General features: G+C 28.1%; 12 protein-coding genes. 4 read left to right on the forward strand and 8 right to left on the reverse strand.

What is annotated here, in order from left to right:
• Window positions 1-109: 109 nt before the first annotated feature.
• Window positions 110-976, reverse strand: a complete 867-nt coding sequence (locus KO506_RS00835; protein ID WP_215993019.1) for an OmpA/MotB family protein — start codon at window positions 974-976, stop codon at window positions 110-112.
• Between the two features lie 183 nt (window positions 977-1,159).
• Complete coding sequence (locus KO506_RS00840; protein ID WP_215993214.1) at window positions 1,160-3,808, reverse strand: valine--tRNA ligase; 2,649 nt, start codon at window positions 3,806-3,808, stop codon at window positions 1,160-1,162.
• A gap of 108 nt (window positions 3,809-3,916) precedes the next feature.
• Between KO506_RS00840 and KO506_RS00845 the strand changes: the two genes are divergently transcribed.
• Together KO506_RS00845 and KO506_RS00850 are read left to right on the forward strand one after the other, a co-directional pair.
• Window positions 3,917-4,279, forward strand: coding sequence for a DUF1573 domain-containing protein (locus KO506_RS00845; RefSeq protein ID WP_215993020.1), 363 nt, complete (start codon window positions 3,917-3,919; stop codon window positions 4,277-4,279).
• Between the two features lie 7 nt (window positions 4,280-4,286).
• Entirely contained in the window at window positions 4,287-4,691 is a 405-nt protein-coding gene (locus tag KO506_RS00850) for a DUF1573 domain-containing protein (protein WP_215993021.1), read from the forward strand.
• Here the strand turns inward: KO506_RS00850 and KO506_RS00855 are convergent.
• Window positions 4,688-6,028 (reverse strand): aspartyl protease family protein, encoded by a 1,341-nt coding sequence (locus tag KO506_RS00855; RefSeq protein WP_252726742.1) that lies wholly within the window; start codon window positions 6,026-6,028, stop codon window positions 4,688-4,690. The two genes, KO506_RS00850 and KO506_RS00855, sit on opposite strands and share 4 nt — an antisense overlap.
• A 154-nt stretch (window positions 6,029-6,182) precedes the next feature.
• On the opposite strand from KO506_RS00855, the gene KO506_RS00860 reads away from it, so the two are divergent.
• Together KO506_RS00860 and murB are read left to right on the forward strand one after the other, a co-directional pair.
• Window positions 6,183-7,373, forward strand: coding sequence for a pyridoxal phosphate-dependent aminotransferase (locus KO506_RS00860; protein ID WP_215993022.1), 1,191 nt, complete (start codon window positions 6,183-6,185; stop codon window positions 7,371-7,373).
• Window positions 7,374-7,435: 62 nt separating this feature from the next.
• Window positions 7,436-8,446 (forward strand): UDP-N-acetylmuramate dehydrogenase, encoded by a 1,011-nt coding sequence (gene murB / locus KO506_RS00865; RefSeq protein WP_215993023.1) that lies wholly within the window; start codon window positions 7,436-7,438, stop codon window positions 8,444-8,446.
• 58 nt (window positions 8,447-8,504) lie between these two features.
• On the opposite strand, the gene KO506_RS00870 is transcribed toward murB, so the two are convergent.
• The 5 genes from KO506_RS00870 to KO506_RS00890 all read right to left on the reverse strand — a co-directional run bounded on the left by KO506_RS00870 (window position 8,505) and on the right by KO506_RS00890 (window position 13,521).
• Complete coding sequence (locus tag KO506_RS00870; protein WP_215993024.1) at window positions 8,505-9,230, reverse strand: DUF2490 domain-containing protein; 726 nt, start codon at window positions 9,228-9,230, stop codon at window positions 8,505-8,507.
• 17 nt (window positions 9,231-9,247) lie between these two features.
• On the reverse strand, window positions 9,248-9,850 hold the full coding sequence (locus KO506_RS00875) for a DUF4956 domain-containing protein (protein ID WP_215993025.1): 603 nt from the start codon (window positions 9,848-9,850) through the stop codon (window positions 9,248-9,250).
• Between the two features lies 1 nt (window position 9,851).
• A complete protein-coding gene (locus KO506_RS00880) occupies window positions 9,852-10,601 on the reverse strand; it encodes a polyphosphate polymerase domain-containing protein (protein WP_215993026.1) in 750 nt (249 codons plus the stop codon).
• 253 nt (window positions 10,602-10,854) lie between these two features.
• Entirely contained in the window at window positions 10,855-12,270 is a 1,416-nt protein-coding gene (locus KO506_RS00885) for a CotH kinase family protein (protein ID WP_215993027.1), read from the reverse strand.
• A 150-nt stretch (window positions 12,271-12,420) separates the two neighbouring features.
• Window positions 12,421-13,521 (reverse strand): YHYH protein, encoded by a 1,101-nt coding sequence (locus tag KO506_RS00890; RefSeq protein ID WP_215993028.1) that lies wholly within the window; start codon window positions 13,519-13,521, stop codon window positions 12,421-12,423.
• Between the last annotated feature and the right edge of the window lie 42 nt (window positions 13,522-13,563).

Genomic DNA, 13,563 nt, shown 5'->3' on the forward strand with positions numbered 1-13,563 from the left:
ATTTCTTCCGACCATGACTAAGCTTTCGCTTCTCTTTTTTTTTGAAAAGGTTTTACCTTGTCCCTAACATTGTTTAAAACCTAATCAATATCTTAACCTTAACTCCTTTTTAGTCTAATACCTCTTCTTCTGCAAGTAAAGCAAAGAATTTGTCTAAATTTGGTAGAATAACAATTCTAGTTCTTCTGTTTTTTGCTCTGTTTTCATTGCTTGTATTTTCTACTAAAGGCATTGTAGAACCTCTACCTGCTGCAATTAATCTACTACCATCAATATTGTATTTGTTTTCTAAAAGTCTAACAATAGAAGTTGCTCTTTTTACACTTAAATCCCAATTGTCTTGTACAGTTGCGTTGCTAATTGTTCTAGAATCTGTGTGGCCTTCTATCATTACATCCATACTTGGTTCAGATTTTATAATAGTTGCTAATTTTTCGATTAAATCATAAGCTTGATTTTTAACTCTGTAACTTGCAGTGTTAAATAATAATTTGTCTGAAACAGAAATCATAACTACAGTTTGATCGATATCAATATTTACATCATCAGAACCATTTAAATCTGCTGTATTAATCTTATTTTTTAAATTATAAGAAATGGCTAAATTTAAAGAATCTTTTAAGGTTTTTGCTTTTGCTAATTCTGATGCATCTACTTTAGATAAAGTTTTTAGCATCATTTTTTTGGTATTATTAGAAATTACAGCTGTATTGCCAACCATATCTAATTTTACATCATTTTCTGTTTGTAAAGAAGCATTGTTTTCTGTTAAAGAATTTATTTTTTGATTATAGTCTGCTACTCTTTTTTCTATAGTTGCAAATTTACTTTCTAGCGCTTCTTTTTCTACTGTTGTTTTTTGAAGATTTCCTTTAGTGTCTATTAATTGATTTTCTAATTCAACATACTTTTTTTTTGATACACAAGATGTTGCCAATAAAGAAACTGCTACAACAGGAATAATTAATTTTCTCATAATTTATTAATTTAAGTTATATAGCCAAAAAGGCTATTGGGTTATTTAATAGTTCTCTATAGGTATAACAACTCACTTTTAATTTACCCTACCTAAAAAATTAAATTTATTTTAAAAGCATAAAAAAGCCTATAAAAAACTAGTTTTCATAGACTTATAAATTATATAAAATTGATGAAAAATTTATTTAAGCGAACCTAAACTACTTTTAATCGTTTCTATTTTTGCTAAAGTATCCGCTTCTTTTTTACGCTCTAAAGCAATTACTTTTTCTGGAGCATTGGCTACAAAACGTTCGTTTGATAATTTTTTAGTAATACCAAATAAGAAACCTTCTGCCCTTTTTAATTCAGCTTCTAGTTTTTTAATTTCTGCTTCAACATCGATATTAGCTGCTGAAATTGGCACAAAATATTCATTCGATTTTACTCTAAAAGAGGCTCCATCTACTTTTTCTGATACATAATTTATAGCAGATGTATTTGTTAATTTCTGAATAACAACATCAAACTCTTTAGAATTTTGTTCTGCATCAACCACAAATAATTCAACTTCATCTTTAAAAGAAATATTTTTTTCTTTTCTGATGGTTCTAATTCCTGAAACTACACCTGTTGCAAATTCAAAATCAGAAATAATTGTAGTATTAAATTCTTTTTGCTCTGGATATTTTGCAATAATTAAAGCTTCTTCTGATATTCTTTCTGTAATAAGTTGCCAAACTTCTTCAGTCAAAAATGGCATAAAAGGATGCAATACTTTAAGATTATTCTCTAGAACTTCAATAACTGCATCATATGTTTTTTTATCTATTGGTTGCTGATAGGCAGGCTTAACAATTTCTAAAAACCAACCTGAAAGGTCATCATTTATTAATTTATAGATTGCCATTAAAGCATCAGACAAACGATATTTAGAGAAATGATCTTCTATTTCTGCTAATGTTTTTTGAAACTTTGCTTCATACCAAGCCAAACCAATTTTAGCTGTTTCTGGTTGTGCTAAACTTGCATCAATTTCCCAACCTTTTATCAAACGAAAAGCATTCCAAATTTTGTTGGCAAATCCTTTTCCTTGCTGACATAAATCTTCATCGAACATTAAATCGTTACCAGCAGCAGAACTTAATAACAAACCAACTCTTACTCCATCTGCTCCATAATCATCAATTAATTTTAAAGCATCAGGTGAGTTTCCTAAAGATTTAGACATTTTACGTCTTTGCTTATCTCTAACTAAACCAGTTAAATATACATTATTAAAAGGTCTTTCTCCTTTATATTCGTAACCAGCAACAATCATTCTTGCTACCCAGAAAAACAAAATATCTGGTCCTGTAACTAAATCGTTTGTTGGGTAATAGTATTTAATTTCTTCATTTTCAGGATTACGAATTCCATCAAAAACAGACATTGGCCACAACCAAGAAGAAAACCAAGTATCTAAAGCATCTTCATCTTGCGTTAAATCATCTATTGTTAATTCATAATCGTTAGATTTTTTCCAAGCTAATTTTAAAGCTTCTTCTTTACTTTCTGCAACTACAAATTCTTTTTGACCATTAGAACTTGCAGAAATATAATAATAAGCAGGAATTTGCTGACCCCACCAAAGTTGACGAGAAATGTTCCAATCACGCACATTTTCCATCCAATGACGATAGGTATTTTCGAATTTCTTCGGATATAAATTGATATCAGTATCATCACCTAAAACAGCATCAATAGCAGGTTTTGCTAAATCTGTCATCTTTAAAAACCATTGATCTGATAATCTTGGTTCTATAACCGCTTTTGTTCTTTCTGATGTACCTACTTTATTTGTATGTACCTCAGTTTTTACTAAAATTCCTTTTTCTTCTAGTTCTTTAGCAATTTCTTTACGAACTACAAAACGATCTTTTCCTTGATAATGTAAACCAAAAGAGTTTAAAGAAGCATCATCATTAAAAATATCAATTACTTCTAATTTATGCTTATCACCTAAATTCTTATCATTTTCATCATGAGCAGGTGTTACTTTTAAACAACCTGTACCAAATTCTAAATCTACATATTCATCTTCGATAATAGGAATAACTCTATTACATAAAGGCACAATTGCTTTTTTACCTTTTAAATGCGTGAAACGCTCATCATTTGGGTTGATACAAATTGCAGTATCTCCAAAAATAGTTTCTGGACGTGTTGTTGCAATTGTTAAAGTATCTTCAGAACCTTCAATTTTGTATTCTAAATAGTACAAGTTTCCTTGTCTTTCTTCGTGAATCACTTCTTCATCAGAAAGTGTCGTTTTAGCTTCAGGGTCCCAATTTACCATTCTGTAACCTCTATAAATTAAACCTTTGTTGTATAAATCAACAAAAACTTTAATTACAGATTCAGACATTTCTGGATCCATTGTAAATGCAGTTCTTTCCCAATCACAAGAAGCACCTAACTTCTTTAATTGTTCTAATATAATTCCTCCATATTCATCTTTCCAATCAAAAGCATGTTGTAAAAATTCTTCACGTGTTAAATCGCTTTTACTAATTCCTTGCTCTTTTAATTTAGCAACTACTTTTGCTTCTGTTGCAATAGATGCATGGTCAGTTCCAGGAACCCAACAAGCATTTTTACCCAACAAACGCGCACGTCTTATTAAGACATCTTGTATGGTATTATTTAGCATATGCCCCATATGTAAAACCCCAGTTACGTTTGGTGGTGGAATTACAATAGTGTAAGGCTCTCTTTCATCTGGTGTTGAATGAAAATAGTTGTTTTTCATCCAGTAATCATACCATTTATCTTCTACTTTACTTGCATCGTATTTAGATGGAATTGTCATACTTTGGTATCCTTTTTGATATATAGTTGGCAAAAATACAATTCTCTTTTTTGTAGAGAAAATTAGTGATTGATTATTTTATAATTTTAAAAATTGTAAATTTGTTATATGCATAAAGGTTTTATTTTTTTATTGATATTCTTCTTAAGTTTAAAGGTTTCTGCACAAGAATTTGAATTTAAAAAAGAGATCATAAACTATGGCAAAATTAAAAAAGGTGAAAATGGAAAACGCATTTTTGAGTTTACCAATATTGGTAATGCCCCTTTAATTATAAAAGACATTAAAACATCTTGTGATTGTGCTATTCCTGAAAAACCAAAAAAACCTATTATGCCTGGTGAAAAAATGAAGTTAACAGTAGAATATGACACTTCTAAATTGGGAGGTTTTTCTAAGGAAATTATCATTTTTTCTAATGCAAAAGAAGCAATAAAACGAATTAAAATAAAAGGTTACATCAGTAAATAAAAACATTATGAAGGCAATTTTTACATTATTATTCATAGCATTTATCAGTTTAGCAACAACTGCTCAAGAGTTTAAATTTGAGGCAGAAAGTATTAATTATGGTAAAATAAATAAAGGTTCTAATGGAGAAAGAACGTTTATTTTTACAAATATTGGTGATAAACCTTTGATTATTAAAAACATAAAATCTACTTGTGGCTGCACAGTACCAAAAAAGCCAGAAAAACCTATTATGCCTGGAGAAAAGGGAGAAATTAAAGTTTCTTACAATACAAAAATAGTTGGTGGTTTCTCTAAATCTATAACAATTTTTTCTAATGCTAAGAATCCTAGAAAAGTAATTAGAATTAAAGGGAACGTAAATAAAGAAATTTCTTTAGAAAAAGAGAAAAGTTTACTTTCTGATAGTTAGATTTTCTTTTGCAAACGAAATTCAAATTTCATTTTCTGAGCATTTCTTACTATCGTAATTCTTATCCTTTTATTGTTTCTTTCTTGAAAAATTTGGGTAATTTTACTCAATGTAAAATTGTAGGCAGATGTATTGTTTATTTTTAAAATAACATCTCCTTTAAGCAAACCTGCTTTTGCTGCAGGCGAACCTTCCACTACATTTTTAATCTTAAACGAAGGCTTAAATTTATAAGAAAAACTAGTAATAAAACTTACGGAATTGTTTGAGCTTACGTTTTGATTATAACCATCTATATAACGATTTATGTTTTGCTCTTTTATCAATTGCTTGCCATTGTAAACAACATCTAAACCACTCATATTATAATTAAAATCGCTATAAAAAAATCTATTTTTTTTAAGCATCATCTTTTTATTCGGATAATCGAACCAAACCACAAACCTTTTTAAAATTCCTGCTCCTATACTACCATTTCTTTCTTTAAATTTTCTGGCGCTTTTTGTAGAAGCAGAATCTAAAAAAGAAACTGTAGGATTTTTTAACTCGAAAGATTTTAGCTTTATTCTAGAAATTCTACTCCTATTACCATAAATTGGCCCACTTAAACCTTCTCCTAAAATATCATTAAAAAAAAGTTTAGGTGTTGTTATTTTGTCTTTAGTATCTTCGAAAAGCCAAACAGCATCACTACCTCCAGAATCTACTAAAAGTTTTACATCTATAAGTTCATTACCAATAGTATCTAATTGAACTTGAGCAGTTATATATGGTTTTTTTCGATAAAATTGAAGTGGAAAAACTTCGCATTTTTTACATTTTTTAGGTTTGAATTTTCTAGGATTATAAAATTCTATTTTTTTTGTTTTATAATTTATTTTAACAATAAAGTTTTTAAGTAAGTTATAGCCTAAAATACCGTGAATAGTAACTCCCATTTTACTAGATAAATCAAAATAATCTTTTAAAATTACATATAAAGACTCGTTATAATTAACAATATTGTTAATAGCAACTTTATTGTTTTTAGATAGTAAAGCATTTACAGGTTCTCCATTTCCTAAACCCAATAACTCAATTTTCTTTACATTATTTAAACCAATACTATCATTTTGGGTAATGTTAAAAAGAATAGATTTACTAACCCCAGAATCTAAAATAAATGAAAGTTTTTCTCCGTTAATATCTACAGGAATTACAATTAAATTATTGATTAATTCAAAAGAAATTCGTTGTTTTGTGAACTGCTTATTTAAAAAACGAAATTCTCCTTGTGCACTAAGTATCCAAGAAAAATTTAGAGAAAGAACTATAAATAAAAAAAGCGTTTTTTTCAAAAAAAATAAATTAAATGAATAATGAATATACAATTTAAAGATTAATTTTTAAATAATTATTAATAATTATTTAATCATTTAAAGAATCTTAAATTAAAAGTGAGATATAAATTTTATTTCGCAACTTTGTATTTCAATTAAAGCCACACATATTATGCCATTAATTTCTGAAAAAGGACTACAAATGCCAGAATCACCAATTCGTAAATTGGTACCTTATGCTGAAGATGCAAAAAAAAGAGGAACAAAAGTTTATCATTTAAATATTGGGCAGCCAGATATAAAAACACCTCAAGTGGCTTTAGATGCTGTAAAAAATAATGATATTAAAACGTTGTCTTATGCACGTTCTGAGGGTTCTGAAGTTTATAGAACTAAACTTGCAAACTACTATGCAAATCATAAAATAAATGTAACCGAAAACAACATTGTAGTAACTACAGGTGGCTCTGAAGCCTTATTATTTACAATGGGTAGCATTACAGATCCTGGTGATGAAATTATAATTCCTGAGCCTTTTTATGCCAATTATAATGGTTTTTCTAAAGCATCTGGTGTAACAGTTGTGCCTGTAATTTCTAAAATTGAAGATAATTTTGCCTTGCCAAAAATTGAAGATTTTGAGAAATTAATCACCAAAAAAACCAAAGCAATTTTAATTTGTAATCCTGGTAACCCAACAGGTTATTTATACTCTAAAGAAGAAATTGAAAAACTAAAAAAAATTGTTTTAAAACACGATTTATTTTTAATTGCTGACGAAGTTTATAGAGAGTTTGCTTATGATGGTTTACAACATACATCCGTTTTATCTTTAGATGGCTTAGAACAAAATGCAATTGTAATTGACTCTGTTTCTAAACGTTATAGTATGTGTGGCGCAAGAATTGGCTGTATAGTTTCTAAAAATGATGAGTTTATAAAAACTGCTATTAAGTTTGCTCAAGCAAGATTGAGCCCACCAACGTATGCATTAATTGCAAGTGAAGCTGCTTTAGATACACCTCAGCAATATTTTGATGATGTAAAAGCAGAATATGTAGAAAGAAGAAATACTTTAGTAACAGAACTTAAAAAAATTGAAGGTGTAAAAGTTGCCAATCCTAAAGGAGCTTTTTATTGTGTTGCAGAATTGCCTGTTACTGATACTGATGATTTTGCACAGTGGTTGTTAGAAAAATTCAATTTGAATAACGAAACTGTTATGGTTGCACCTGCAAGCGGATTTTATTCTACTGAAGGTGAAGGAAAAAACCAAATAAGAATGGCTTATGTTTTAAAAAATGAAGATTTAATTAAATCTGTAGAAATTTTAGGCGAAGCTTTAAAACAATATAATTCATAAATATTTATGTTGAGTGTAGTTGCTGTTTTTAGCTACACTCAACTTTATATTTTTTATTATTTATGAAAATTCAACAAAATATATCTCTAAAAAACTACAATACGTTTGGTATTGATGTTACTGCAAAACGTTTTGTTTCTGTAGATTCTGTTTATCAATTAAAACAATTATTAAAAACAGAAAAAGACATTTTTTTAATTTCTGGTGGTTCTAATATGTTACTCACCAAAAATATTGAAAAATTAGTTGTACATATAGATATTAAAGGAATTTCTATTGATAATGAAGACGATAACAATGCTTACATTACAGTAAATGCTGGTGAAAATTGGCACGAATTTGTTTTGTGGTCTGTATCACAAAATTATGGAGGAATTGAGAATTTATCTTTAATTCCTGGTAATGTGGGTACTTGCCCAATACAAAATATTGGTGCTTATGGTGTTGAAGTTAAAGATATAATTACCAAAGTTGAAGCTTTAGAAATTGAAACGCAAAAACTGGTTTCTTTTGCAAATTCAGAATGTAATTTTGGTTATCGAAATTCGATTTTTAAAAATGTAGAAAAAGGGAAATATATAATTACTGCTGTCTGTTTTAAATTAACAAAAAAGCATCATAAATTAAATACTTCTTATGGTGCAATTGAAACTGAATTAGCATTAAAAAAAATAGAAAAACCTACTTTAAAAAATATTTCTGATGCTGTAATTGCCATTAGAAAATCGAAATTACCAGATCCAAAAGTGATTGGTAATAGTGGTAGTTTTTTTAAAAATCCTGTAATTACTAAAGATGATTTTTTGGAGCTTCAAAAAGAATATCCTAATATACCAAGTTATACCATTTCTGAGGATGAAATAAAAGTTCCTGCTGGTTGGTTGATAGAAAAAGCCGGTTTTAAAGGAAAACGTTTTGGTGATTTTGGAGTTCACGAAAAACAAGCTTTGGTTTTGGTGAATTATGGTAATGCTTCTGGTAAAGATATTTATCAGCTTGCTGAAAAAATTCAACAAACAATTTTAGAGCAGTTTAAAATTACTTTGGAAATAGAGGTTAATATTATTCAATAAAAAAAGACCTCAAACCTAAGTTAGAAGCCTTTTCATCAAATCAACCAAATTCAATTTTTTATTTCTTTTTACTTTTAAAACTGTACGTATATTTTAAACCTAAAATGTTATTTACATCTGGGTATTCTTCGTTTAATTCTCTTTCATACCTATAATAGATACCCAATTCTCCGAAGTTTTTAATTTTATAATCTGTACCTAATGTTAGTCTGTATTTACTAAAACCATTGTCTTCTTCTGCTTGAAATCTATTAAATATTTCTGCAGAAAACTTTGGATCTAATTTCCAATCTTTAAAATTATATTCTAAAGAAGTTTTAAAACGTAGGTTTTGTTTTGCCTCATCTCCTTCATCAACAGAAATCCCTAATTCATTTTTATTTTGATAACGGAATCTGTACCCAATTGTAAAGTCATTTATTTCGTGTTTGTACTTTGCATCAAACTGAAATCGAAAATGATTTTCGTAACCCTGTACATTTCCTTGATTGTCGTTTTCTCTTATATAACGAATTGCAGCACCTAGTTTAAAGCCTTTAAAAACTTTGTATTCACTAGATAATTGTGTAAAAAATTCATCTACTGCAGAAAAATTTTCTTTTAATCTGAACTGCTCTTCTAAGCCAAAATTCCATTTTTTATTTAACTTATATTCAATTCCTATAATGTTCCAAGAAGCCCAATCTTTATCACCTTCTTGCGCTAAACTTATGTTAGAAAGTAAAAGGAAGTTTACAAACACAATTTTAATAATTGCATTTTTATTTTTTTTATAAATATTCATTTTTAAGTGTTTTGTTACTACTTTCTGTTGAAGTAAAATATGGTTAATACAGCTGTATCTCTTAAAAAATCTACATTACCAATGGTTATATTATTAATTTTTAAACCTGTTCTATCTTCTAAGTCTTGCTTTAATAAATTGTAGTTTTCTGGTTTTATATTATCGATATTTTCATAAATAATTTCTTTTGATACTTGATGTTTTAAGTGCCAAACTTTTTCGATAATGGCAATAGAAACAACAATAACAACATTGGCTAAAATAATTTCTGAATAACTCATTTTTTTGTTGGCTAAAGAGTTCATTACAGAAACACCAATTACCACAAATAAGTAGGTCATTTCTTTAATATTTATGGCATCTGTTCTATACCTTATAATACCAAATATTGCAAAAAGCCCAAGAGCCATACCAATATCAAGTTCAAACTTTTTTAAGGTAAAACACAAGAAAAACACGATAAAACTTATCATATAAAAAGTAAAAAGATAATCTTTTCTTCTTGTTGACGTGTAATATAACCACCTAATAATCAGTGTTAAAAAAATTAAATTAATTGTAAAACGAAATGACATTTTAAAAAAATCGTCATCAAAAATTGGGATTTCTAAAAACTCCATATTAAGCTATTGTGTTATTTATTCTTATTAATTTTTTCTTAAAAACATTGTATTTTAAATCGTTGTAAAGACTAATCATACCAATACAATATTTACTAATACTATATGGATGTTGGTGTATGGATTTTAATGCTCTTACTATTTTAGATTTTCTATTAAAACGCTCTTGTTTTACTTCTATAACTACTAAATTTTCGAAGCTTTTTTCGACATCTTTTATTTTATAATTTAAATTTAAGTCTAACGTAACTCGTTCTTTACTTTTAATATTTACTAAGGTTATTCTGTTAAAAGCATTCCATAAACTTGGTTCTAAATTATACTCTTGATGTGTAGTGTTAGCAATAAATTTTTTAGAATCTTGAGTTAGATTTAATTCAAAATCTTTTACAGGAATTCTAGTTTTGTTAGTTTCTCCTTTTCCGTTTTTTTGTTTAATTTCTAAAAAACATAAATCAGATTCTACGTATTTTCTTTGTCTAATTTTAGTTCGGTTGTTTTTTCCATTATGATGATCATTATAAAACTTATTACTCTCTGTATCAAAATATAAAGACGAGTAACTCATTATTCTATCACTATTAATTTCTAGCACTTTGTAATCGTTTTTAAGATTTTCTAAGATGGAAATTAATTGACTTTTATTAACCACAAACTTTGTATCCGTTCTTTTCATTAAAGCAACACTATTCATTTCATTTAAAGTAATTGGCTTAAAATTTTCAATTATTTTTTCTACATCCTTTAACATAAAATTTCTCTTTAAAGTTTAGTTATTGTTATTAAATTGTTACTTATTTTTAGATGCAAAAGCTTTAGAAAACTTGTTCTAAATTTGTTAAAAAAATCAAAAAAAAATGTCTTATCATTAATGACAAGACATCTGATTTGTATTATAATATTCCCCCAAACATTACAATACTACTTTTAAAGCTTAAAAAATTGTAATACCCTTTTTTACAAAAAAAATAAACCTTAATTAAAATTCTATTTTTAGAAAAAAATTAATCTAAGTATGTTTCTACAGCATTTTTTCTTGATGTTACATGACTTTTTAATGTACTAATGGCAGAATAAAAACTTGAACTACTGTTTAAAAATGAATATCCAGAAACTTCAGATGTTGCATATTCTTCTACCAAAGTTTGATAATTTGTGTACAAATCTTGCATTGTTGTTTCATTAAATGGCCCATCTATAGTTTCTTGAACATAAGTATCATATTTAGCTTTATATACATCATCTTGATATAAATAGCCAATTAAAGGCCAACTAGTAGAACTTAAACCTGAAAAATTTAATGGTAAAGCACCTTGTTGATTACCCGTTTTTAATGCTTCATTATTATCCCAAGGAATCCATGTTAATTTATTGGTTTCTGGATTGTTATACAAATAATAATTGTGTGTCATTCTACCATAAGTATCCCAATTTTGAATTACTGTATTTACAGCCAAATATTTTAAAAATACGTCTGTATCAAAAACTGCATCTAAATTTGTTCTCCAAGTTTCTGGGTCTGTTGTTCTTGTTCCATCATGTAAAACTGTTAATAGATTACTTACATCTGTAAAGTCTGCTTCATCTTCATTATTTTTCTTTACATACTCATCTTCATCATAAGTTCCGCTAGCAAAGGTGGCTGCATCACCATCTGGTTTGTATAGGTTTCCTTCTTCTTCTGATGTAAATTGAGTTTCTATAACTGTATCATCTACTTCTTCTACTAAAGTGTATAAACCAAAATATTGAGGGCCATCACCATAATCTACATATAAAGTGTAAAAAGCAGTGTGAGAAGCTGCCAAACCAGCATTTCTAAATACATCTGTTGCTACTTTTTCTCTTAATAAAGATTCGTCATCATAATTATTTTTAAGACTAAACTTTTTAAAACCATAGAAACGTTGGTTTTTAATTTGTGGATAATCATCTTCAAATTCATCAAAATCCATTTTAAACGATAATTTTAAAATTCCACTAGACCATGATGAAGCTAAACTAGAATTTCCTTTAAAACGCAAACCTACTTTATACCATTCTATACCTTCGTAAAAAACTTGACCTGGAACAAAAATTGGGTCTTCGTCATCATCTGAAAAAGAACCTCTACCTGTACCAAAAGTTCCATATAAAGAAGTCATATCAGCTAACATACTTTGCCAGTTGTTTTCAGAAATTACAAAATCTAATCTTTTTACAGTATTGTCTTCAAATACTTCATCGAAATTTGGTTCTGCATCTTTACTATGTGTTTCTGTGGTCCAATCTGTTGGTTCAAAATCTGTATCATCTACTTCAACTTCAACAGTATCTTCGCTAGTTTCATCATCATTTATATCTGAAACATCATCACTAGAACATGAAAAAATGATTAGTATTAATAAGGCTGATAACAATTTTGTTTTAAAATTTTTCATATTTTTTAAATTTAATCTCTGGCTAATTTTTAATTTTTGATTCTAATATTTTAGATGATTATTTTTTAAATTACTTGTGCTCATTAACTATATTTTAACAAAACAAGCTTTATTTACTGTAAAAAGGGCTCTTTAAAATAATTGAATAAATTAGTTTCTTCTTGGGGCATTTTGATCTAATCTCTTAATACCTTTTTCTAATTCTTCTTTAGATAAAAACCCATCCTTATTTGTATCTAACTTTGTAAACTGATTGTTTAGAGGCCCTTTAACTTCTACTTTAGATAGTTTATCATCTTTATTTTGATCCATTCTTGTAAACAAATCTGCTGCACTTAAACGTTGGTTATTTCTAGGTCTTGCTCCTTGTTGTTCATTCTCTGGCCCTCTTCTTTCTTGTTGTTCTACTTGACCCATTAAACAACGACTTATATAAGGAAACTCGTTAGTAACCAAATACACATATTCACCATCAATTGTAATTCCATTGCATTCATCTAAATCACCTGAACCTGCTACATATTCAAAATCAGAACCATAAGTTCCATCATGATGACCACCAACAGAAATATCTATTTTTTGCTTCGGATTTTCATATACACAATCTTCACCTTCTCTTGTGCCATCTAACAATTTGTAGCTTGGTTTGTACTTACCACTTTTTGAATAATACATGGCAAAACCATCTTGAGCAAAACCAATATGAACTAAATCATTACCAGTATCTAACTTTTCAATTACAGACGTTGGTGTTCCATGATAATGATATGCTCCTGTAGGTTGCACATGTGCATGATTAAAGTCTAAGCCTAAATTAATTACATCTTGCAGTGCTTCTACTCTATAGTTTTCTCCTGTTTCACATTCTACAACTTCTGCTGTACCTGGTTCAAATTTTACACCATTTAAAGCAACACCTGGCTCTCTTACCCAAGTTGGTTTTCCTGTATATTTTGGATTAGCAGAAAATGTATAAGTTCTGTTTTGTGCAGAAATTTTATTTGGATTTCCTTTTCTTGGAAAATTACCTGTTTCGTGATTTGGCAATGCATTAGTTGTCATAATTCTTTTGCCATTTTTTACGGTAACTATGGTTTTGGTTCCATAATTATCATCTTCTAAACTATAAGATTTAAAATAATCTTGTTGTTGATGTGTGTGATCCTGATCTGAATGCGAATGTGAATGCTTACTCTTACAACCTACAAAGATGATGATTGAAGCTATTGCTAAAACTATTTTTTTTATCATTTTTAATATTTTTATTGATAACAATTTTATGTAAATATTTTT

It is taken from the genome of Polaribacter vadi, assembly GCF_018861005.1.
Lineage (GTDB): Bacteria > Bacteroidota > Bacteroidia > Flavobacteriales > Flavobacteriaceae > Polaribacter > Polaribacter vadi_A.

Excerpts from the sequence above, each read along its gene's own strand:
- KO506_RS00880 (WP_215993026.1), bottom strand. The coding sequence starts at position 10,601 with ATGTTAAAGGATGTAGAAAAAATAATTGAAAATTTTAAGCCAATTACT.
- KO506_RS00845 (WP_215993020.1), top strand. The coding sequence starts at position 3,917 with ATGCATAAAGGTTTTATTTTTTTATTGATATTCTTCTTAAGTTTAAAG.
- KO506_RS00870 (WP_215993024.1), bottom strand. The coding sequence starts at position 9,230 with ATGAATATTTATAAAAAAAATAAAAATGCAATTATTAAAATTGTGTTT.
- KO506_RS00840 (WP_215993214.1), bottom strand. The coding sequence starts at position 3,808 with ATGACAATTCCATCTAAATACGATGCAAGTAAAGTAGAAGATAAATGG.
- KO506_RS00860 (WP_215993022.1), top strand. The coding sequence starts at position 6,183 with ATGCCATTAATTTCTGAAAAAGGACTACAAATGCCAGAATCACCAATT.
- KO506_RS00850 (WP_215993021.1), top strand. The coding sequence starts at position 4,287 with ATGAAGGCAATTTTTACATTATTATTCATAGCATTTATCAGTTTAGCA.
- KO506_RS00835 (WP_215993019.1), bottom strand. The coding sequence starts at position 976 with ATGAGAAAATTAATTATTCCTGTTGTAGCAGTTTCTTTATTGGCAACA.
- KO506_RS00890 (WP_215993028.1), bottom strand. The coding sequence starts at position 13,521 with ATGATAAAAAAAATAGTTTTAGCAATAGCTTCAATCATCATCTTTGTA.
- murB (WP_215993023.1), top strand. The coding sequence starts at position 7,436 with ATGAAAATTCAACAAAATATATCTCTAAAAAACTACAATACGTTTGGT.
- KO506_RS00875 (WP_215993025.1), bottom strand. The coding sequence starts at position 9,850 with ATGGAGTTTTTAGAAATCCCAATTTTTGATGACGATTTTTTTAAAATG.
- KO506_RS00885 (WP_215993027.1), bottom strand. The coding sequence starts at position 12,270 with ATGAAAAATTTTAAAACAAAATTGTTATCAGCCTTATTAATACTAATC.